20 protein-coding genes are annotated in these 20,206 nt (G+C 62.1%); 9 read left to right on the top strand and 11 right to left on the bottom strand.

The annotated features are described in order from the left end of the window. The first annotated feature begins 50 nt into the window (after positions 1-50). Together AAFP29_RS02750 and AAFP29_RS02745 are read left to right on the top strand one after the other, a co-directional pair. Positions 51-1,214 (top strand): steroid 3-ketoacyl-CoA thiolase, encoded by a 1,164-nt coding sequence (locus tag AAFP29_RS02750; protein ID WP_419215771.1) that lies wholly within the window; start codon positions 51-53, stop codon positions 1,212-1,214. A gap of 3 nt (positions 1,215-1,217) precedes the next feature. Further along, positions 1,218-1,691 carry a nitroreductase family deazaflavin-dependent oxidoreductase gene (locus AAFP29_RS02745; protein ID WP_419215770.1) on the top strand — a complete coding sequence of 158 codons (474 nt, stop codon included), beginning with the start codon at positions 1,218-1,220 and terminating at the stop codon, positions 1,689-1,691. Positions 1,692-1,696: 5 nt separating this feature from the next. Here AAFP29_RS02745 and AAFP29_RS02740 read toward each other — a convergent pair whose 3' ends face one another. Further along, positions 1,697-2,299 carry a TetR/AcrR family transcriptional regulator gene (locus AAFP29_RS02740; protein ID WP_419215769.1) on the bottom strand — a complete coding sequence of 201 codons (603 nt, stop codon included), beginning with the start codon at positions 2,297-2,299 and terminating at the stop codon, positions 1,697-1,699. A gap of 90 nt (positions 2,300-2,389) precedes the next feature. Here AAFP29_RS02740 and AAFP29_RS02735 point away from each other — a divergent pair, with 90 nt between their 5' ends. Beyond that, entirely contained in the window at positions 2,390-3,652 is a 1,263-nt protein-coding gene (locus AAFP29_RS02735; RefSeq protein ID WP_419215768.1) for a cytochrome P450, read from the top strand. Position 3,653: 1 nt separating this feature from the next. Here AAFP29_RS02735 and AAFP29_RS02730 read toward each other — a convergent pair whose 3' ends face one another. Both AAFP29_RS02730 and fadD8 read right to left on the bottom strand, forming a co-directional pair. Further along, on the bottom strand, positions 3,654-4,601 hold the full coding sequence (locus AAFP29_RS02730) for an alpha/beta hydrolase (RefSeq protein ID WP_419215767.1): 948 nt from the start codon (positions 4,599-4,601) through the stop codon (positions 3,654-3,656). Positions 4,602-4,739: 138 nt separating this feature from the next. Further along, positions 4,740-6,368, bottom strand: a complete 1,629-nt coding sequence (gene fadD8, locus AAFP29_RS02725) for a fatty-acid--CoA ligase FadD8 (RefSeq protein ID WP_419215766.1) — start codon at positions 6,366-6,368, stop codon at positions 4,740-4,742. A gap of 148 nt (positions 6,369-6,516) precedes the next feature. On the opposite strand from fadD8, the gene AAFP29_RS02720 reads away from it, so the two are divergent. Further along, a complete protein-coding gene (locus AAFP29_RS02720; RefSeq protein ID WP_419215765.1) occupies positions 6,517-7,173 on the top strand; it encodes a GNAT family N-acetyltransferase in 657 nt (218 codons plus the stop codon). A 121-nt stretch (positions 7,174-7,294) separates the two neighbouring features. Here the strand turns inward: AAFP29_RS02720 and AAFP29_RS02715 are convergent, their stop codons facing one another. Genes AAFP29_RS02715 through AAFP29_RS02705 form a run of 3 tightly spaced genes read right to left on the bottom strand, consistent with a single transcriptional unit; the run spans position 7,295 to position 9,405 of the window. Further along, positions 7,295-7,675 (bottom strand): hypothetical protein, encoded by a 381-nt coding sequence (locus AAFP29_RS02715; RefSeq protein ID WP_419215764.1) that lies wholly within the window; start codon positions 7,673-7,675, stop codon positions 7,295-7,297. 1 nt (position 7,676) lies between these two features. Further along, complete coding sequence (locus AAFP29_RS02710; protein WP_419215763.1) at positions 7,677-8,573, bottom strand: SDR family oxidoreductase; 897 nt, start codon at positions 8,571-8,573, stop codon at positions 7,677-7,679. Between the two features lie 37 nt (positions 8,574-8,610). After that, positions 8,611-9,405 carry an SDR family oxidoreductase gene (locus AAFP29_RS02705; protein ID WP_419215762.1) on the bottom strand — a complete coding sequence of 265 codons (795 nt, stop codon included), beginning with the start codon at positions 9,403-9,405 and terminating at the stop codon, positions 8,611-8,613. A gap of 70 nt (positions 9,406-9,475) precedes the next feature. Between AAFP29_RS02705 and AAFP29_RS02700 the strand changes: the two genes are divergently transcribed. The 4 genes from AAFP29_RS02700 to AAFP29_RS02685 are packed head-to-tail and all read left to right on the top strand — an operon-like array spanning position 9,476 to position 13,036. After that, on the top strand, positions 9,476-10,273 hold the full coding sequence (locus AAFP29_RS02700; RefSeq protein WP_419215761.1) for an enoyl-CoA hydratase family protein: 798 nt from the start codon (positions 9,476-9,478) through the stop codon (positions 10,271-10,273). Continuing rightward, positions 10,270-11,175, top strand: a complete 906-nt coding sequence (locus AAFP29_RS02695) for a CoA transferase subunit A (RefSeq protein WP_419215760.1) — start codon at positions 10,270-10,272, stop codon at positions 11,173-11,175. Before AAFP29_RS02700 ends, AAFP29_RS02695 begins: the two co-directional genes overlap by 4 nt. After that, on the top strand, positions 11,172-11,930 hold the full coding sequence (locus AAFP29_RS02690; RefSeq protein WP_419215759.1) for a CoA-transferase: 759 nt from the start codon (positions 11,172-11,174) through the stop codon (positions 11,928-11,930). The genes AAFP29_RS02695 and AAFP29_RS02690 overlap by 4 nt, the downstream gene beginning before the upstream one ends. Continuing rightward, positions 11,927-13,036, top strand: coding sequence for an NAD(P)H-dependent flavin oxidoreductase (locus tag AAFP29_RS02685; RefSeq protein ID WP_419215758.1), 1,110 nt, complete (start codon positions 11,927-11,929; stop codon positions 13,034-13,036). Before AAFP29_RS02690 ends, AAFP29_RS02685 begins: the two co-directional genes overlap by 4 nt. Here the strand turns inward: AAFP29_RS02685 and AAFP29_RS02680 are convergent, their stop codons facing one another. Further along, the gene (locus AAFP29_RS02680) at positions 13,037-13,996 is read right to left on the bottom strand and encodes an SGNH/GDSL hydrolase family protein (protein WP_419215757.1); all 960 of its coding nucleotides are present in this window, start codon (positions 13,994-13,996) and stop codon (positions 13,037-13,039) included. It abuts the gene before it with no gap. A gap of 50 nt (positions 13,997-14,046) precedes the next feature. Next, positions 14,047-14,580 (bottom strand): YcxB family protein, encoded by a 534-nt coding sequence (locus AAFP29_RS02675; protein WP_419215756.1) that lies wholly within the window; start codon positions 14,578-14,580, stop codon positions 14,047-14,049. Between the two features lie 44 nt (positions 14,581-14,624). On the opposite strand from AAFP29_RS02675, the gene AAFP29_RS02670 reads away from it, so the two are divergent. Beyond that, positions 14,625-15,746 (top strand): class I SAM-dependent methyltransferase, encoded by a 1,122-nt coding sequence (locus AAFP29_RS02670; RefSeq protein ID WP_419215755.1) that lies wholly within the window; start codon positions 14,625-14,627, stop codon positions 15,744-15,746. Here the strand turns inward: AAFP29_RS02670 and AAFP29_RS02665 are convergent. The 3 genes from AAFP29_RS02665 to AAFP29_RS02655 form a co-directional block, all read right to left on the bottom strand. Further along, positions 15,715-17,460: an ABC transporter ATP-binding protein gene (locus tag AAFP29_RS02665; protein ID WP_419215754.1), complete on the bottom strand. Its 1,746-nt coding sequence runs from the start codon at positions 17,458-17,460 to the stop codon at positions 15,715-15,717. The two genes, AAFP29_RS02670 and AAFP29_RS02665, sit on opposite strands and share 32 nt — an antisense overlap. After that, the gene (locus AAFP29_RS02660; RefSeq protein ID WP_419215753.1) at positions 17,457-19,268 is read right to left on the bottom strand and encodes an ABC transporter ATP-binding protein; all 1,812 of its coding nucleotides are present in this window, start codon (positions 19,266-19,268) and stop codon (positions 17,457-17,459) included. Before AAFP29_RS02660 ends, AAFP29_RS02665 begins: the two co-directional genes overlap by 4 nt. A gap of 320 nt (positions 19,269-19,588) precedes the next feature. After that, positions 19,589-20,185 carry a TetR/AcrR family transcriptional regulator gene (locus AAFP29_RS02655; RefSeq protein ID WP_419215752.1) on the bottom strand — a complete coding sequence of 199 codons (597 nt, stop codon included), beginning with the start codon at positions 20,183-20,185 and terminating at the stop codon, positions 19,589-19,591. Positions 20,186-20,206: the final 21 nt, after the last annotated feature.

Here is a 20,206-nt window from a genome sequence, read left to right as displayed (position 1 = left end):
TGATGAAGAGTACTTCGCTCCGGAGGTACTAGACGTGGAAAGAAGAACTCATGGGTGTGCCGGTAATCGTCGAAGCAGTGCGAACCCCGATCGGCAAACGAGCCGGATGGCTGTCGGGACTGCACGCGGCCGAGATCCTCGGAGCCGCGCAGCGTGGCGTCATCGAACGCTCGGGGATAGATCCCGAACTCGTGGAGCAGGTCATCGGCGGCTGCGTAATGCAGGTCGGCGCGCAGGGCAACAACATCACTCGCACCTCGTGGCTGCACGCCGGACTGCCGTGGCAGACCGGCGCCACCACCATCGACTGCCAGTGCGGATCGGCCCAACAGGCCAACCACCTGATCGCCGGGCTCATCGCAACCGACACCATCGACGTCGGCATCGCTTGCGGCATCGAAGCAATGACTCAAGTTCCATTGGGCGCCAACGTCGTTGAGGGCGCGGGCGCACGTCGCCCGGAATCCTGGGATATCGACATGCCCAACCAGTTCGAAGCCGCCGAGCGAATCGCCAAGCGGCGCGGCATTACTCGCGCCGACGTCGACGCGCTGGGTGAGCGCAGCCAACGACTAGCCAAGCAGGCGTGGGACGAAGGCCGATTCGATCGTGAGGTACTCACCGTAAAAGCGCCCGAACGACTCAAGGACGGCACCCTGACCGGCGAAATTCTTGAGGTGAACAAGGATCAGGGACTGCGCGAAACGACACTGGAATCCCTTGGCGCACTTAAGCCGGTCATCGAGGGCGGCATCCACACCGCGGGGACATCGTCGCAGATTTCCGACGGCGCGGCAGCCGTGTTGATCATGGATGAGGCAAAGGCGAAAGCCCTCGGCCTCACTCCACGCGCGCGGATCAAAGCTCAGGCCCTCGTCGGCGCGGAGCCGTACTACCACCTCGACGGCCCGGTTCAGGCGACCGAGCGTGTGCTCGCGAAGTCCGGCATGAGCATCAACGACATCGACCTCTTCGAGGTCAACGAGGCATTTGCCTCCGTTCTGCTCAGCTGGGCCAGCGTACATGGCCCTGATATGGAGCGGGTCAACGTGAATGGCGGCGCGATCGCGCTAGGACATCCGGTGGGCAGCACCGGATCTCGACTAATTACTACCGCGCTACACGAACTGGAGCGTAGCGATTCGTCGACCGCACTGATCACCATGTGCGCGGGCGGCGCGTTGTCAACCGGCACCATCCTCGAACGCATCTAGCCGATGGATCCCAGTTCGCGGCCTGATCAACTGGACTCCCCGGCGGTGAGCACTGTCATTCGCTGGGGTTCACGCCTGAACACCAAGGTGTACAAGGCTTCTGGCGGGAGGATCGGCGGCACGTGGCGGGTCGGCGCCGCGTTACGCAAGCCGGCTCCGGTATGCCTGTTGACCACCCGCGGCCGCAAGAGCGGCAAAGAACGTACTGTGCCACTGCTGTTCCTGCGCGACGGCGACCGTTTCGTCGTCGTCGCATCACAAGGCGGCATGGCCACCAATCCCGCGTGGTACCTGAACCTTTCAGCGGATCCACAGGTGCATATCCAAATCGGCACTCGACATCATGATCTGGTCGCGCGGACCGCGTCCGACATCGAACGAGATGAGTTGTGGCCCAGGCTAACCGAGGTCTACGCCGACTTCGACACCTACGCAGCCTGGACCGAACGGACGATTCCGGTGGTGATCTGCGAGTAGACCTGCTAGTTGCCGATCGCCCGAATCGACGCGCCGACCCATCTGTCCAGGAACCGGCGCAGCTCGTCCTCGGGTCGTTCCCGCGCACGGTCCACGATCAACGACTGCAGCGTCCGCAACAGAATTTCGATGACGTCGTCAACGTCGCGCTCGTCGAAACCCCTTGCATCCCAATCGACATCCATCTGCGTGACGACCGATCGAGCGAAGCCGTAGGCAACCTCGGAGGTCAATTCGCCCAGCCGGCTCATGTTGAGGTGGTCGACATTGAGCACCAGGCCGACATACGATTCCGTGGTCAGTTCTTCGAAGACCACCAATAGCCCGTGCACCACGGCGACGTCGGGTTGGGTGATGCCCGCCAGCTTCACGCTGACCCGGGTCAGCAGATCACCGACCGCATTCATCGCGGTGGCCTGCAACAGTTCCTCGGTGCCCTTGAAATAGCGGTAGACCGTCGGCCGGGTGACCTGCAATTCGCGTGCTACGTCAGCGAGACTCGTCGATGTTCCCTTGCGGTCGATACACGCCCGGGTGGCGGCGAGTATCCGGGCAATTGCCTCGTCGTCGTCAATAGGGACATCTCCACCCCAGCCATGCGTGCGCATGGGTGACTACCCTACCGGGCGCTGGCGATTCAGTAGCTCGCCAGCCCATTGCCAGACAATACAACTCAACATGCGATGTATAGTGTGGTGATGCAGCCCACACTACAGGCGAAATCGACGGTCCCGACCAGCGCAGATAGGTTCGGCGTCGGATTCGATTTCACCGATCCAGACGTCCTCGTCCAGGGAGTACCCCACCGGGAATTCGCCGAACTGCGGTCGACGATGCCGGTCTGGTGGAACCCACAGCCGATGGAAGGAAACATCTTCTCCGACCACGGCTACTGGGCCATCACCAAACACGCCCATATCCGCGAGATCTCCAAGAACAACCAGGCGTGGTCGACGTATCAGAAGGGTGCGGTGATGCGCCTCCCTGACGGCATCACCGTCGAACAACTCGACCTCACGCGAGCCCTGCTGATCAACCATGACCCGCCGGATCACACTCGACTACGCAAGATCATCTCGCGCCTGTTCACTCCGCGCGCGATCAGCGCTCTGACCGAGGGGTTGCGTGAATCAGCAAGGCGCATCGTCGAGACCGCGGCCGCCAAACCCGGCGGCGACTTTGTCGCCGACATCGCGATTCACCTTCCGCTGCAGGCGATTCTCGACCTAGTCGGCTTTCCAACCGAAGATCACCGGCGCATCTTCGAACTCGCCAACGCGATGATCAACACCCATGATCAGACGCCCGACCTCACCCCCGAGATGGCCAATGCCGAACTTCTCGGCTACGCATACACCCTCGCTGAGGAACGACGCAAATGCCCCACCGACGATATTCTCACCACGCTGGTCCAGGCGGACATCGACGGAGAGGCGCTCAGCGAAGCCGAATTCGGTTTCTTCATAGTGCTTTTGGTGATCGCCGGCAACGAAACGACTCGCAACGCGATTACACACGGCATGAACGCCTTCCTGGAGAATCCCGCCCAGTGGGAATTGTACAAAGCTCAACGGCCGGCCACAGCCATCGACGAGGTCATTCGGTGGGCAACTCCCGTGCACTGTTTTCAACGCACCGCGTTACACGACACCGAGGTCGGCGGCGTTGAAATCGTCACCGGGCAACGCGTCGGCCTGTTCTACAGCTCGGCGAATTTCGACGAGGAAGTCTTTGACGAACCGTTCAACTTCGATGTACTTCGAGATCCCAACCCGCACTTGAGTTTCGGCGGGAGCGGGGCACATTTCTGTGTAGGTGCGAATCTCGCCCGCCTCGAAGTGGGACTCATCTTCGACGCCATCGCCGACATGCTGCCCGATATCTCGAAAGTCGCCGATCCAGGGCGTCTGCGGGCCGGATGGCTCAACGGCGTCAAGGAATTCGACGTTCGGTATCGCTGACTTACCTGCCCAGTGCTGGTCCAAGCACCCGGAACCAGCTGTCGCGCAGCTCGGCGTAGAACAGTGACCACGTATGAGCACCACCTATAAATCGCGCGTGATAGTGCCCGATGCCGGCCTGATCGAACGCGGCCGAGGTTTTGCGCGTACACCAATCCGTGAACGCCTCCACCTGCGCCGGACCGAGGAGGAGCGTACCGGTCATCAGACCGGCTCTGTCCACCACCCCTGGCGCACCTGTCGCCGATCCAAGATAGATCGCCTTGCCACGCAATCGATTCGGGTTGGCGGCCACATCGTGATCCACCCAATCGGCGGGCGTGTACATATTGAGCGGATTGGCGCCACCGGACAGCACCGACGCCATCAACCCGGCTGCGGCCACCGGATTGGAGATGTTCGGGCAGCCGCTGAACGACGCAGCGGCGCGATAAACCGAGCCCCCGTGCGCGGCGGCGTCGAGGGCTGATCCACCGGTCAACGACAGTCCGGCTATCGCATTGCGGCCGTTGGCTTTCAAGTACTTGTGAGCAGCCGCCGGAAGCTCCCGGATCAAATATGTCTGCCACTTGTTCATCCCGCGCATCGGATCTGGCGAGCGCCAATCGGTCGACATCGAATACGCCCCACCGACGGGAGAGACCACGTTGACATTCTTGTCGGCGAAGAAGCGCTGATAGGAAGTGAAATTCCGCCAGCTGTCACCTTCGACGCCACCACCTTTGCCATTCAGTAGCACCAGCGTCGGCGAACCCGGACGCGCACGAAGCACCTGATTGGTGATCACCTTGCCCATTGACTGTGAATACACCTGTAGCAGAGTAGCTTTGGGAGTCGCGGCCTCATGTTCGGTGTGAGCGAGCGGTACCGACACATCCACTGTTCGACCGAAAAGCGCGGCAGACATCAACAGCCCAAACAGAATCGTCAACACACCGACGAATCTCATGCGCCCCACCGGCCTCATTCTTCCCATGAGTCACAAGAGTGCCCGGCCTCACGGCAACTGCACAGAGGCTGGCCCGGTATCGTTACCTAATCGAATTACTTTCGACATAGCAGCAGTAGGGACGGCAAACTCAGGCGATCATCCCACCGACCGCGCTGACGACTCCCAGTACTGAGCACGCAACGCCTTCTTATCCGGCTTGCCCAAGGCAGTCAACGGGAGCGATTGGGCGAAAATCACCTGTTTGGGCGATTGGACACCACCTTTGCGCTCCTTGACTGCGGCCTGAATCTCGATGGTGATGCGCTCCTTGGCGACGTCGGACGCATCGGCGTCGGGACGGAGCACCACCACTGCCGTCACAGCTTCGCCCCACTTTTCGTCGGGCACCCCGATCACACCAACCTGTCCCACCGAACCATGTTCTGCCACAACATCTTCCACTTCGCGCGGAAACACGTTGAAACCGCCGGTGACAATCATGTCTTTGGTCCGGTCGACGATGAACCAGAAGCCATCCTCGTCTTCACGCGCGACATCGCCGGTACGCAGCCAGCCATCACGGAAGGTCTCCGACGTCTGCTCGGGCAAACCGCGATAGCCGCCGGCCAGTAGCGGGCCGGCAACGCAGACCTCGCCCGGTTCGCCCTGCGCGACCGGCTGATCATCGGGTCCGAGCAATGCCGTGCGCAGAAAGGCCGACGGTCGGCCACAACTCGACAGGCGCGCCGGGTCATGGTCGTGTTTACCGAGGTAGCTGATCACCATCGGAGCTTCGGACTGGCCGTAATACTGCGCGAAGATCGGACCGAATCGCTCGATCGCCTCGGCCAACCGAACCGGATTGATCGGCGATGCGCCGTAGTAGACAGTTTCCAACGACGACAGATCGCGGGTCCGCGAATCCGGATGGTCGAGCAGTGCGTAGAGCATCGACGGCACCAGCATCGTCGCGGTGATCTTCTCTTCTTCGATGGTTCGCAATACCTCGGCCGGATCGAATTTGGCGAGCACCACCATCGAACCGCCCTTCATCAGAGTCGGCACAAAGAACGCCGCACCGGCATGAGAAAGCGGTGTACACATGAGGAATCGCGGCTCCTGCGGCCACTCCCACTCGGCGAGCTGAATCTGCGTCATGGTCGACATCGCCCGCGCAGTTCCGATGACCCCCTTGGGTTTTCCGGTCGTGCCGCCCGTGTAGGTGATGGATACGACGTGATCGGGGGCAAGCCGGGCAGCAACCAACGGCCGGGCATTGAATTTTTCGGCTTCGGCGATGACGTCAACTCCGACGTCGGAAAGTTCCGGTGGAACCGGCCCGAGCGTCAGGACCTGTTTGAGTGAGTCGACCTTGTCCAGCAGAACTTTCGCACGTTCGACGAACATCGGAACGGGGTCGATGACAAGTGTTTCCACACCGGCATCGGAGAGCACGTAGGCGTGGTCGTCGGCTGAGCCGAGGGGATGCAGCGCGGTTCGCCGCCACCCCTGCGTCTGTCCGGCTCCGATGACAAGCAGAACCTCGGGCCGATTCAACGCGAGCAAGCCGACCGCCGTGCCACTCCCCGCGCCAAGGGATTCGAATGCCTGCACATACCGGCTGATCGCCTCGGCCATCTCGCGGCCAGTCAGCTCGACGTCGCCGATAGTCAGCACATTGCGCCGCGCGTGACGTTTAAGAGCGGCGACCATCAGATCGCCCAGATGCGTTCCTCCCCGGAGAGCGTCGAAACCGGCATCATCGGACTGCAGTAGTTCACTCATGACTTCCAGACTAGGACGTGTTCTAGTTTTGCGGAAGTAGTACGACGCCGCAGCATAAAGATTCTGATGAAACGTGTTCTATTTTTGGTTTCGGAGAGTACTGACGGGTAGCAAGCCAACGCGGCAATGCTCGATTACGATCATCGTCATGACTGATCTGGATCAGACAACCGCCCGCCGCGACATCGCCGATGCCCTGCTCACCGCATTAGAACGACGCCACGACATCCTCGACGCGATCGTCGAGGCCGAAAATCGGGACAGCGCCATCGAGTCCGTCGCCGCCCTACTCGGCAAATCACGCCTCGGCGCCGAAGCAGTGCTGGGCATGTCCTTCTATCAGCTCACCAAAGATCAACGTCGACGCAATCAGGCCGAGCTCGACGACCTCAATTCCGAACTGACCTTCACCCTCACCGAGCGTCCCGCCGCCAGCGGGGACAGCCTGCTATTACGCCCGTTCGCAGCCGACGTCGACGCCGATCTGTTCACCGCGCGGACCTCTGATCAGGGAGTGGCCGGCGACGGTTCGGGATCACCGGCCGGTGACGTCGCCGACGAACTGGCGAAGGCCGTCAGGCGCGTCGACAACGAAGAAGCCATCTGGCTCGTCGCTCTTGAAGGTAGCGAGAAGGTCGGGTTCGTCTTCGGCGAACTCACCTCCGGCGAGGTCGATGTGCGGATCTGGGTTCACCCCGATCACCGCAAGAAGGGATACGGCACAGCCTCATTGCGTAAGGCGAGGTCGGAGATGGCGGCATATTTCCCGGGCGTACCGATGGTCGTGCGGGCGCCGAGCAGCTAGTTGGGGCGTTGGTCGGATTGGCGATTCGACTGCGAGGTTTCGATACACGCGCGCCTCGCTGCGCTCGGCGAGCGCACTCAACCAGCGGCGGGGCGCGTCTCGCTGCGCTCGGCGAGCGCACTCAACCAGCGGCGGGCGACCGCCTGCGCGGCACTCCGAACTTTGCCACGATCGCGCGGATTCGTCCCTGCTCGTCGAACTCGAATGACTCAATTACCTTGGCAGCCAACTTCAGCGGTTTGGGTTGTACGTTGACCCAAAATGTTGTGTGGACTACGCCGACGTCGTCAACAGACGCCTCGAAATCGGTGATCGCGTGAATCAGCTTGAACTGCGGCCCTTTTGCCAGACTTCGCGCGATGTGGTCGCCGTTGCGGCCGGTCCGCACGCCCAGTTCAGTTCGGATGCAGTCGGGATGTAGCGGCACCGACGACGGGTCATGACTGACTAACGCGTTGACGTAGGCACGCGCCGCTTCGATCCGAGCATCGTCGACAGCCATCTCAGCGCGCCCCGTAGGCTTTTACCGGCTCCGGTGACTTGGTCAGCAATTCCGACACGACGTCGCCGAGTTCACTTGGTTCCCAACGTGATCCCTTGTCATGCGAGGCCGCGCGCTGCCACGCGTCGAGCACCGTGATGGTGCCGCCTTCCACCTCGAAGACCCGGCCGGTAACGTCACCCGATTCCGGGGAGCCGAGCCACACCACTAACGGGGAGATATTCGCGGGATCCATCGCGTCGAAGGAACCATCTGCCGGAGCGGCCATCTGCGCGGCCATCGCTTCGCCCGCACCCAAGGTCATTTGGGTCCGTGCGGCAGGCGCGATGGCGTTGACAGTGATGCCGTAGCCGCCGAGTTCCGCCGCCGCCTGGATCGTCAGTTCGGCGATAGCTGCCTTCGCGGCCGCGTAGTTGCCTTGCCCGACAGAGCCGAAAATCCCTGCACCAGAAGAGGTATTGATAATTCGGGCCTGCGGGGCCTGCCCCGCCTTGGCTTTGCTTCGCCAATACGCTGCCGCATGACGCAGGGTGGCGAAATGACCTTTGAGATGAACACGTATCACCGAATCCCATTCCTCTTCGGAAAGAGACACCAGCATCTTGTCGCGTACGAAACCCGCGTTGTTCACCAACGTGTCCAGACGACCGAATTCGCGAACAGCAGTATCGATGAGGTCTGCCGCGCTCTCCCAATCGGCAACGTCGGCTCCGTTCGCGACGGCGGCACCACCCGACGCGACGATCTCATTGACGACGGCTTGCGCGGCGTCGGCATTGAAGTCGTTCACAACGACACTCGCGCCATCGTCGGCGAACGCAAGCGCGTGGGCTCTGCCTATCCCCTGGCCGGCGCCGGTGACGACGACCGCGCGTCCCTCATTCAGCTTGGTGCTCATGGTGTTTCGGAAATCCTCTCGGGGTTGGGAACTTCAGTCAGATCTTGTTGCCGGCATTTCCGGCATCGAGAAAGGCGGGCCGCTCCCCGCCACCGTGGACGGTTAGCGTTGAACCGCTGATATAGCCGGCGAGCGGTGACAGCAGGAAGGCTGTCGCGTTACCGACGTCTTGAGGAGATGCCAAACGCCCCAATGGAATTGTCTCGCCGACGGCAGCGATGCCCGCTTCGTTACCGTAATGTAGTTGGGACAGTTCGGTTTCCACAGGTCCGCACACCACCGAGTTGAGCCGAACCTTGGGCGCCCACTCGATTGCCAGGGTCGCGGTCAGATTGTCCAGCCCAGCCTTGGCCGCCCCGTAGGCCGCAGTCCCCGGCGACGGACGATGCCCGCTGACACTGGAGATATTGACGATCGCACCGCCGGACTCCTGTTGTCGCATAACCATATTCGCGGCGCGGGCCACAATCAGTGGCGCGAGAAGATTGAGGTCGAAGATCTTCGAGGAGAATCGGTCGGAGGCATCGGCGGCCAGCGCGAACGGCGAACCACCCGCGTTATTCACGACGCCGTCGAGCCGGCCGTGCTCGCGCACGATCGACTCGATCATCGCGGTAACCGAATTGGCATCCCGGACGTCACAGTTGTGGAACTCGAATGGAGTGTCCGCGACGTTGCGGGCGCACACGATCGGCGTCGCCCCGAAGGCTGCCAACACGCCACTGATTCCAGCCCCGACGCCGCGTACGCCGCCGGTGACCAGGACCACCTGCCCCGCCAGCCCCAGATCGGCTTCGATCTGCGCTGCTCCGGAGGTTGCTCGGTTCGACATGGGTGCTACCCTACCAAACAACCAAGCACTTGCTTGGTTGTTCCACCGCCTGTTCGCAAGGGAGCCTTGAGTGCCGATCACCATAACTCGTGACGAGCCCGGCATCGCCGTCGTCACGATGGACTTTCCGCCGGTCAACGCCCTGCCCAGTGCGGCATGGTTCGAGTTGGCCGACACCATCACCGCTGCGGGCAAAGACCTGACCACGTCGGTCGTCATCCTTCGCGCCGAGGGACGCGGTTTCAACGCGGGTGTGGATATCAAAGAAATGCAGGCGACCGAGGGATTCGATGCCCTCATCGGAGCCAACCAAGGGTGTGCCGCCGCCTTCTCCGCCGTCTACGACTGCGCGGTGCCCGTGGTCGTCGCGGTGAACGGCTTCTGCGTCGGCGGCGGCATTGGCCTGGTCGGCAATGCCGACGTCATCGTCGCCTCCGATGATGCTGTGTTTGGCCTGCCCGAGGTCGACCGCGGTGCACTCGGTGCCGCGACGCATTTGGCCCGGCTGGTCCCGCAACATCTGATGCGCACGTTGTACTACACGGCGCAGAACGCGACCGCGCAGCAATTGCACCACTTCGGTTCCGTATACCGCGTGGTCTCGCGCGCGGATCTACTTGATACCGCACTGGAAGTCGCGCGCAACATCGCCGCGAAGGACACCCGCGTGATCCGTGCTGCCAAGGCCGCCATCAACAACATCGACCCGGTCGATGTGAAGACCAGTTATCTACTCGAGCAGCGCTATACCTACGAACTGAATCTCGCAGGCGTAGCTGACGAACATCGGGATGCCTTTGTGAAGACCGGAAAGACGGCCACCGGGAGCACGAGCGAGCGGGGCCAGTCGGCAGGAGGAGACAAATGACTTCGACGGCTGTCAAAACAGACAAGACGTCCACTCTGGACCAGATCGTCGCCGAACTGTCCGACGGTATGACCATCGGCATCGGCGGCTGGGGCTCACGCCGCAAGCCGATGGCCCTGGTCCGGGCCATCGCCCGCTCTACCGTCAAGGATTTGACGGTGGTTACCTACGGCGGGCCCGACCTCGGATTGCTCTGCGCCGCAGGGAAAGTGAAGCGCGCCTACTACGGTTTCGTATCACTCGACTCAGCCCCGTTCTATGACCCGTGGTTCGCGCAGGCACGGACCTCCGGCAGTATCGAGGCCCGTGAAATGGACGAGGGCATGGTCAAATGCGGCCTGGAGGCGGCAGCCTCACGGCTCCCATTCCTGCCAATCCGCGCCGGACTGGGCTCCGATGTCCTGAATTTTTGGGAGGGTGAACTCAAAACCGTCGAATCGCCCTATGCCGATGCCGATGGTCGCACCCAGACGCTGGTCGCAATGCCAGCGCTCAACCTCGACGCCGCATTCGTACACCTCGACGTCGCCGATCAGCACGGCAATGCGGGCTACACCGGCGTCGACCCCTATATGGACGACCTGTATCTGGCCGCGGCTCAGCGCCGCTATCTGGAGACCGACAAGCTGGTATCCACCGAAGAACTCGTGGAAACCCTACCCACGCAACGCCTTCTGCTGAATCGTATGAATGTCGACCGAGTGGTCGAAACACCTAACGGCGCACATTTCACTTTTGCGGGTGCCTACGGTCGCGACGAGCGGTTCCAGCAGTTCTACGTCGAATCCGCGAAAGATCCGGCTACCTGGGAAGCCTTCAAGAGCCGGTTCCTCGACGTCGATGAGGCCACCTATCAGACCGAGATCGCCTCGTGGGCGAGCGAGCAGGAGGAGTCCAAGTGAGCACCGCCACCTCGACCGAGATCACCCGAGCCGAATACTGCGTCATCTCCTGTGCTGACATTTTTGCCGGGGCGGGTGAGATCATGGCATCGCCAATGGCACCGACCCCACTGCTCGGCGCCCGCCTGGCGCGGCTGACCACCGAACCGGATCTGCTGATCACTGACGGCGAGGCGTTGATCTTCGCCGATACACCCGCGATCGGTAAGGGCGGCCCCATCGAGGGATGGATGCCTTTTCGCAAGGTATTCGACGTCGTGGCGTCGGGCCGCCGCCATGTCGTCATGGGCGCCAATCAGATTGACCGTCACGGCAATCAGAATCTGTCGGCCTTCGGTCCGCTGCAACATCCGACGCGACAGATGTTCGGTGTGCGCGGCGCGCCGGGCAATACCATCAACCATCCGACGAGCTACTGGGTCGCACGCCACTCCGCACGCGTCTTCGGGGATGTCGATATCGTCGCGGGGGTCGGTTTCGACAAGGTCGACGCCGACAACCCGGCCTTCGACGACCTCAATATTCACCGGGTGGTGACCAACCTTGGCGTCTTCGACTTCGGCGGGCCAAGCCACACGTTCCGGGCGCTTTCTCTGCACCCCGGCGTCGACGCGGCCGAAGTCAGGGAGAATACGGGTTATGAAGTGGCCGAACTGGATTCGGCCCCCACGACTCGCACCCCGAGCGATCACGAACTTCAGTTGATACGGGAAGTACTGGATCCCAAGGGAATTCGAAATCGAGAAGTGAAATGAGCGAGGATACAACGGTCCGCGCGGCGACTCTCGCCACCCGATTCACCGACCTCGTCGGCGTCGAATACCCGATCGTGCAGACCGGCATGGGCTGGGTGTCGGGACCCTCGCTCACCGCGGCGACCGCTAATGCCGGCGGCTTGGGCATTCTGGCATCGGCGACGATGACTTTCGCCGAGCTGGAAGCGGCGATCAAGAAGACGAAATCGTTAACCGACAAGCCGTTCGGCGTGAATATGCGCGCCGATGCGACCGATGCCACGGACCGGATCGACCTGGTGATCCGGGAGAAGGTGAAGGTCGCGTCATTCGCGTTGGCTCCGAAACCAGATTTGATCGCCAAGCTGAAAGACAATGGCGTGGTGGTTATCCCATCGATCGGAGCAGCCAAACACGCGGTCAAGGTGGCTAGCTGGGGTGCCGACGCAGTCATCGTCCAAGGCGGCGAAGGCGGCGGCCATACCGGTCAGGTGGCGACAACCTTGCTGTTGCCGTCGGTGATCGACGCTATCTCCGACGGTAACGGCAGCACCACGATTCCGGTCGTCGCGGCCGGCGGATTCTTCGACGGTCGTGGTCTCGTCGCAGCGCTGGCCTATGGCGCGGAGGGAGTCGCGATGGGTACCCGTTTCCTACTCACCGCCGATAGCGCCGTGCCCGAGAGTGTCAAGCAGGAGTATTTGAAGCGCACGCTGACCGACACCGTGGTATCTACCAAAGTCGACGGGATGCCGCACCGTGTATTGCGGACGCAACTCGTCGATGCACTTGAAAGTGGCAGCAAGGCAAAGGCTTTGGTTGCCGCTGCCCGAAATGCCAACGAGTTCAAGCAGATGACCGGGATGCGCTGGACCACCATGCTTCGCGACGGTGCGTCGATGAAGAAGTCGGGCGAGCGCACCTGGCAACAGATCATTATGGCCGGCAATACCCCGATGTTGCTCAAAGCCGGTCTGGTGGAGGGAAATACCGATGCTGGAGTGCTCGCCTCCGGGCAGGTCGTCGGCATGATCGACACTCTCCCGAGTTGCGACGAACTAATTCAGTCGATTATGGCCGGAGCACATGAACGACTGGCCGCGTTGGGATCTCGCTTCGCAGTCTGATCACTCCGCGCGGCCGGGAATCGCATCCCCTGTCGGCAGTACCGATCGCACGGCATCGAGTACCTCACTCGCCTGCCCGGTAGCACCGTCGAGATTCGGGTGATACGGAATCGCGCCGCCGGCGAACGGATTGCCAAGCTGAAAGCCGGTTACCCAGGGCATCGCGTCGCAGCCAAGGTGACCGGTCGGCGCGCTGACAACCGTCGCACCCGAACGAGCGGCCGCCGCCGATGTCGCCGCCACCAGGCGCCGATACTCATCGGCCAGCTCGGCCACCCGCTGCGGCTGCAGCGGCACCGTCGGGCAGATCACGCCATCAGAATTGAGCACTGGAAGGTATTGCACCAGGAAGACTTTCGCATCGGGCGCACGATCATGAACAGCATCGACGATTCTCACCAATGCCTTTTGCACCTGACGCAGGGTCGATGATCGACGTGCCGGACGCTCGGGTTCGAGCGCGGTATGACAGGCGCGGCCGGCGACTTGCCCGACTGCTTCGCCGCCGGGGATCGGCGCGGTGACCGCGTTACGGCAACTGTCGGCCGTCATCCGGCCGATGTAGTCGATATCGTTGCCACCGATAGTGATTGTCACCAGCCGTGTGCGCGAGGTGACCGCGTCGATCTGACGGGGCAGTGAATGCTGCCCATGTCGTACTCGCTGGTGTCGCGAGATGATGTCGGCGGTTGTCGCGCCCGAACAGGTGACGTCGATCAGGTGCAGCTCCAGCGCACTGGCTACCTGATGAGGATAGTTGCGGCCCGAGCGGAGGCACGCTCGGTCGACGACCGGGGCGATCCCGGGGCCTGCGGCGTACGAGCTTCCCATCGCGACATAGGTGTCGCCCGGTGCGAGGCCCAAAGGCGTCGAAGGTCGAACTTGTCCGACAAATGCCGTAGTGACCGCCACGATGGCGAGGAATACGCAGGCGAGAACGATTCGCGTAGTCCGTGACACGGAGCCAAATCTATCAGTTCGGCCCGTGAACGCCCTGAGCGAGCCAGTGCTCAGCGAGGGTCGACTCGGCGGCGAATCTGTGCCAAGAGCTCATCGCCGAATACTTCACGTGGCCACGCAACACGTTGGCCGCGAACGATTTTCACGATCACCAATCCTCTGCTCTCTTCGACGCTGGCGACCGACGAGTAGCGGTAGAGACCTTCGGTTCGACCTTCCGCGATACGGAAGCACTGCTCGTCGGCACCCATTCCCCATTTCGCGCCGGGACGATATGGATCTCGCAAGCGCCGCGACGTCGACCAGAAAATCAACGCAATCAAGAGCGCGATATACCCGACAGCCGCGATAAGCCACCACAACTCGCGGTACGCCACGGTGAGGGCCAGTCCCGCGAGGACGACAACCACTTGGTAGATGACAAACCGCGGACGGGTCACGGAATCGGCAACGGCCGCTGTCGTCACCTTCCGCGCATCCCCCGGAGCCGTCACCCACACATGAGTAATCTCGGGTCGCGAGACTTCGTCGAACTCGGCCACGGCGATCCCCCTCTTCTCGTCCAGCAACAGTGGATCAAGCATAGTGAATCGCCGGGCGAGGCCGTCCACCCGGTAACGTCGTCGCGGTGGATCTCAGTGTGTTGCGGCGGCACCCCGACGTCGAGGGGCCCGACCTGTCTGCGTCTGATGCCGCCGATCGATTGATACTTGACGAGGCCAGCGAGTTGTTGGCGGCTGCCGGTTCGGGTGACCTGGTGGTGATCGACGATAACTACGGGGCACTGAGCCTAAGCGTGGCAACCGATGGCATTTCGGGGATTCGAGTTCATCAAGATCTAGTGACCGGCGAGCGCGCGCTTGCTGAGAATGCTGATCGGGTCGGAATGTCTGCGTCGCTGTCCTCGCGACCGTTGTCATCCGAACTCCTCGCGGGAGCACGGCTCGTGGTGATGCGCCTCCCCCGGTCACTCGACCGACTCGACGAGGTCGCCGAACTCGTCGCGCGGCACGCCGATTCGGAGGTCACCCTGGTCGCTGGCGGACGGATCAAACATATGTCTTCGACGATGAATGATGTTCTGCGCCGACACTTTTCGCGCGTCGATATCAGCCATGCCCGGCAAAAGTCGCGGGTACTCATTGCGTCGGGACCATTGCTGTCAGCCGGGTCCACGTGGCCGCGTCAACAGATCCATGACGATCTGGGTATTTCCGTCGTCGCGCACGGTGGCGTCTTCGCCGGTACCAAAGTAGACGTCGGCACGCGATTCCTACTCGACAATCTTGCCGCGGCGATGCCCAACGCCACCCGCGTGGTCGACCTGGCTTGCGGCAGTGGGATTGTCGGATCCTGGCTCGCGACAAGGCGTCCGGCGGTCCGGGTAACCGCATGCGACCGCTCAGCAGCGGCTGTCGCATCGGCTCGGCAGTCCGCACGGGCGAATGACATCGAGGATCGGATGACTACGACACAGGCAGACGGTGTCGAACATCTCGCCGACGCGAGCGTGGAGCTGGTGGTACTCAACCCACCGTTCCACAGCGATGCCACCTTGTCGACCGGAATCGCGACACATCTATTCACCGACGCCGCACGGGTTTTGGCACCCGGCGGCGAACTGTGGTGTGTCTGGAATTCGCACCTGCGCTATCGCGGGACGTTAAAACGCATCGTCGGGCCGACGCGCCAGATCGCCCGCAATTCCAAATTCACCGTTACCGCGTCGCGGCGGCTGCCGACTGGATAGTCCACCCCGCGCTGGCCCGACGTCGATCCCAGAAATCGGCGTATTGACCGCCCCGGGCCAGCAGTTCGTCATGTGTACCAACGTCTTCCACTCGGCCTTCGCCGGTAAGAACCACAATCTGATCGGCCGCCACCACCGTGGAGAGCTTATGCGCGATAACCACGACGGTGCTGCATTCGGCCAACTGCCGAATCGAAGCGGCGACGTGCGCTTCGTTCTCCGGATCGAGAGCGCTGGTCGCCTCGTCGAGCAACACGATCGGAGCGTTCTTCAACAATGCCCGGGCAATCGAAACCCGTTGCCGCTCACCGCCAGACAAAGCTGCTCCCGCCTCGCCGACCTGGCTGTCCCAGCCATCGGGCAACCTTCGTACAACACTGTCGACACCGGCAGTCGCCGCTGCCGCGCGGATTTCCTCGTCGGTGGCGTCGAGCCGTCCGATTCTGATGTTCTCCCACAACGTGTCGTTGAACAGGTACACATCCTGGAATACCAGCGACAACTGGCTCATCAGCGTCGCCGTATCCTGATCGCGCACATCGACGCCGCCCACCCGAACCGTTCCGCCATCGACGTCGTAGAACCGGGCGATGAGTCGGGTCACCGTCGTCTTGCCCGAACCAGACGGGCCGACGAGCGCGGTCATCGTGCCGCTGCGCGCGGTGAATGACACCCGCGAGAGCACCTCGCGGTCGTCGTATCCGAAGGTCACCTCGGCCAGCTCCAAATCCCCTTGCCGGGCGAGCCCTTTCGACTCTGCCGGCTCCGGCATCGACGCGGTGTTGAGAATATCGGTTATTCGGCCGATCTCGTTTGTCGCACCACGCAACGCAGAACCTAGCGTGGCCAGTTCGGCAATCGGATCGGTGAAACGTGCGGCCAACGCGATGACCGCGATGAGCAGAGCCGGCTCGATTCGATCGGAAACCGCGAGCCAGGCACCGAAGATCAAGATGCCGGTGAAGACCGCCTGTACAGCAAGGCCATTACCCATTATGCCGACAACCGAACGAGACAGGACGGTACGGCCGATCCGGTGCTGGTCCCGCAAGGATCGAGTCAGGGGTTGGTATTCCGTTCCCGACTGCCCGAATGCGCGCAGGGTCGGCTGGCATCGCGCGAACTCAAGCACTCGATTGTTGACTTCTACTGCGGCGCCGTGATTTCGGTCCTCAGATTCGGCGATCAGACGACTCGCACCGATGCCGACGGCATAGAGGATTAACCCACCGACGACGGTGGCACAGCCGAGTCGCCAATCGAAGATGAACATACCGAGCGCGACGGTAACCGATCCGACGAAATTCGTGACCACCGGCGTCATCAGATGTGCGCCAGCCGACCCGACGAACATGGTGCCTTTTACCGCAATCTGCGAAACCTGACCGACACGTTCACGGGTGAACCAACCGAGCGGCAAGGTGACCAGATGATCGCCGAGCCGGTGATGCAGGGCGCGCATGGTGTACACCGCCATATGCATGGCTTTCATCGCCTGGACATAGTACGTGCCGCAGGCGATGAGAGTGATCGGCAGCAGTATCAGCAACCACTTGCCCGCCGCGTTGAGGTCACCGTCGAATAGCGCCTGCGCGAACGGAACGAGCAGAAGCATCGCGATGCCCTGCGCCACACCGAATATCGCAGCCCAGATGATGAACACGATCAACCGGCGACGCTCAGCGTCGAGAATCGTCAGATATCCGCGGATCATCGGAGTACTCCTTCGATAGGGACTGCCACAGCGTCGGAATACTCTGCGGCATCAGAGTTTTGGTATGCGCGCCACATTCCGGCGTAAACCCCGCCCGAAGCGACCAACGCGTCATGTGTTCCCTGTTCGGCGACGCTCCCGGCGTCGAGCACCACAATGTTGTCCGCGTGGGTGATTGTGCCCAACCGATGCGCGATGACAAGGACCGTACGTCCAGTGATCAGCGTCGCCAACGCCTGCTGAATCTCCGACTCGGACTCCGGGTCGGCGAAAGCCGTTGCCTCGTCGAGGATGAGAATCGGGGTGTCGGCGAGGATCGCCCGCGCAATACTGACGCGTTGCGCCTCCCCACCGGAGAACTGCGCCTGTTCGCCGACAACCGTGTCATACCCGTCGGGCAGTTGTTCGATCCGCTCGTGAATACGCGCGGCCGTCGCGGCCCGCACTACGTCGGCGTCGGTGGCGGTGGGATCGCCGAGCCGAATATTATCGCCAACACTGATCCCCAGAAGTGAAACGTCCTGCAGCACAAAGCCGACGTGGTGATAGAGCTCGTCGGGCGCGATATCGCGGACATCGACGCCACCGATTCGCACGGAACCTTCGTCCACGTCGTGAAAACGCGGCACCATCGTCGCGAGGGTCGACTTGCCACTGCCCGACGGACCGACGAGGGCGGTGAGCGAACCGGACGGCAGGGATAGTGAGATATCCTGCAAGGCAAGCACTTCGGAACGGTAGGAGAAGGAGACGGCATCGAACTCCACCTGATTGCCTTGTGGCACTTGTGGATTGTCGGCAACCGGAAGTTCCCGCTCGTCGAACAGGGCGAGTAATCGTTGCGCCGCAGCGGCAGCCTCCTTACGGCTGTGCATCGACATACTGACGGTGATCAGCGCTGCCGGCAGGACCATTGCGATCAGTGTCGCGCCGATCGACTCGATCGGGGTGACCCATCCGCTGCGCACAAACCAGTAGCCGCCGGACAGGTTGACCAACAGGACGAGAGGTGCCGAGAGGATCATCGCGGAGATGGCTTCCAGCCGGAGCATCGGACCGACATAGCCGGAGAAGTCATCGTTGAATTGATCTGCGGCGTCGGCGAATTGGCGATGTGACCGGCCCGCCTGGCCGAAGGTTTTGACCACTGCCACACCGGAAACGAACTCGACGATAGTGGCCGAGATTTTCGCGATCCCCGCGTTCATCTTCGCCATTTGCGCCATCGCGCCGCGCATCATCCACGCATATGCCAACGCATAGAAGGGAAGCGTCGCGATGGCCAGTAGACCGAGTCGCCAGTCGAGCGCGAAACAGTAGACCAGAGCGAAGATTGGCGTCGTAATAGCCGCAGTGGTCTCCACGTCCGCATGCGCGACGAGATAGTGCAACTCTCCGACGTCATGTTGGGCGGCCTTACGCACCTCGCCCGAGGTGGTCCGGGTGAACCAGCCGAGCGGCAGTCGTCCGAGCTTTTCGACGATGCGGCATCGAAGTATCGATTGAAGGTCGACGTCGGCGTAGTGGGTGACAGTCAGGGCCGCGCCACTGAAGACTGCGCGCGCGATCAGTCCGGCGGCGACAATCAATACGATCGCCCAGACACGGTCGGTGTTCAGTGGCCCGTCGGCGAGGAGGGTACGGCCGAGCTCGACGACGCCAACGAACGGAACAACGGTCGCCGCCGATGCTGCTATCTGCAACAGCATCGCGACTCGGGTGCGAGTGCGAACCGGCTGCAACATGTGCGCGAGAGCCAGCGACTGCGCTTTGGCCTCGGCTCGGGCATCCTCATCGGGCGTTGTCATACGCGTACGATAACTGTCTCTCGGATAGTTGGCAAGGGCACCCTAAGTTCGACCGGGCGCGGGAGTTGGGTGGTCTCGATACACCCGCCTCGGCTAGCGCCTCGCCGGGCACTCGACCAGCGGCGGGGCCATTGCGCTGGTCGAGTGGGCACGACGAGCGCCAGCGAGACGCGCCCGTATCGAGACCTCCGCAAGATGAAAGCCATTGTCCGGCAGGTGATCTCGATACACCCGCCTCGGCTAGCGCCTCGCCGGGCACTCGACCAGCGGTGGGGGGCTGCCGCAGCGCCTCGCCGGGCACTCGACCAGCGGCGGGTGGGCTATCTGGGCAGGATGCCGTCTAGCACCACCGACAGGTACTGATCGGCTATCTGTTCGACCGACATCGCACCGCCCGGCCGATACCAGCGCACCGCAACCCACACGGTGTCGCGCATGAAGCGATAGACCAATTCGATATTCAGATCCGATCGGAACTCGCCGTCGGCGACCCCACGCTCGAGAACCGAATGCCATAGCCGTCGGAACTCACGGTTGCGTTCGTCGATATAGGCGAAACGTTCTTGTCCGGCAAGACGTTTCGCTTCGTCTTGGTAGATCGCGACGGCGTGGTGATCGACGTCGATCGACTCGAACGAGGCGATCACCAACTGGCGCAACGTATCCGCCGCCGAAGCCCCGGCAGCGGCGATCTCCTGATAGCGCGCGAATAACGAATCGAGGAAACGTCGGAGTAATTCGTCGACGATCGCTTCCTTGGAATCGAAATGGTGATACAGACTGCCGGACAGGATTCCCGCGGAGTCGGCGATATCGCGTACCGTCGTCGAGCGGAGGCCTTGTTCGGCAAACATCTTGCCGGCCATCACCAACAGCTCGTCGCGACGGCTCGATCCAGCCGATGTCTTGCTAACCATGCCGGCAGTCTACCAAGCACT

Source organism: Gordonia sp. CPCC 205333, assembly GCF_048537885.1.
Taxonomy (GTDB): domain Bacteria; phylum Actinomycetota; class Actinomycetes; order Mycobacteriales; family Mycobacteriaceae; genus Gordonia.
Note: the sequence above shows the minus strand (reverse complement) of the source record. Positions and strands in the feature narration are given on the sequence as shown.